Origin of the sequence: Paraburkholderia sp. J10-1 (assembly GCF_905220165.1) — a bacterium.
GTDB lineage: Bacteria > Pseudomonadota > Gammaproteobacteria > Burkholderiales > Burkholderiaceae > Paraburkholderia.
This window is the reverse complement of sequence record NZ_CAJMYW010000052.1, coordinates 1-1,213: the sequence shown is the minus strand read 5'-3', so window position 1 is coordinate 1,213 and position 1,213 is coordinate 1. Positions and strand designations below refer to the sequence as shown.

The window sequence follows — 1,213 nt, the reverse complement described above, 5'->3', positions numbered from 1 at the left end:
GGGTCGGACAAGCTAACTAACCGACCCTACCCGATTGGCGTTACCCTATGTGCTTACCGCTGCCGACGTTTGAAGCGTGCCGCAATGAGGTAGCCTGAAAGAACGTGCGCAATGAACCTGGTTTTCAGAAGCGGTGTCGTATGCCCACGATCGCGAGCTCTTGCGAGGCTGTTCCACCCGCAGTATACGAATCCGCGATAACCGCTTGAGCCGGGCCAATTCCGTTCGTTCCGGACGCATGGCCATACCCGGCAGAGAAGTACAAGTCCGTTCGCTTCGACAGTGCGTAGTCTGCCGCGAAGGTAATCTGATGATAGGTAGCGGACGAGTCACCATGCGACTTCAGGTAGTCGTACCCGAGTTCAAGCATTGTCGTTTCCGTCATCTGCCATGCGGCAAAGACAGATCCATTGTTGTAGCGCTCAGCTGATCGAAAGGTCGAATCTGCATCCGCCAGATATTCAGCATAGCTGTAATACCCGCCGATGGTGACTGGACCAATTGCGTATGCAGCTCCAACTCGCGCAACGTTGTAACCACTTGCACTTGCGTACGCGGAATTCACGGGACTAAAGAAGCCGCCAGAAGCGCTTGAAAGCCCGCGGGTCGAGGTCCTGGCGTTGCCATTGTCCGCATGAAAGTAGCCTCCGGCCAACGTTAGCGCGCCGATCGAATAGTTCAATGCTGCACTGTAGGACTGACCTGAACCCAGTGAACCAGCGACGTTACCGAAACCGTATTGGAGCGCGATCTGAAGCCCCGCCCACGTCGGACTGGACCATTGGACAGCGTTATCGACTCGCGTCGTTCCGTCGGCGAGATCAATGTCCCCTGGTGCTGTGAAGTATTCGAGGAAGAAGTTACCTTGAACTGGCGCCACAAGGTTTAACATGCCGTCGAGTTGACGACCAAAGGTGAAAGTGCCGTATTGATCGCTTTTCAGTCCGACGAATGCTTGCCGGGAGAAAAGCCTCTTGGAATCCGTCGACGCACCACTATTAATATCGAACCAATTCTCGAGGGTGAAAATTGCGGACCAACCGGCACCTAAGTCCTCGCTTCCTCGAAAGCCGAAAACAGTTGGCGACATCTGTCCGCTCTGCATCGATAGAGAGTTGTTGGCCCCGCCATTATTGTGAACATATTGAATAGAGTTGTCTAGAACGCCGTACAGCGTGACAGACGATTGTGCAAACACGCTTGCAGAAAACCA

1 protein-coding gene is annotated in these 1,213 nt (G+C 54.0%); it reads right to left on the bottom strand.

Features of this window, described 5'->3' with window-relative positions; translation table 11 throughout:
• Window positions 1-124: 124 nt before the first annotated feature.
• A partial coding sequence (locus U5A65_RS40625) for a porin (RefSeq protein ID WP_321918080.1) occupies window positions 125-1,213 on the bottom strand: 1,089 nt, incomplete at its 5' end.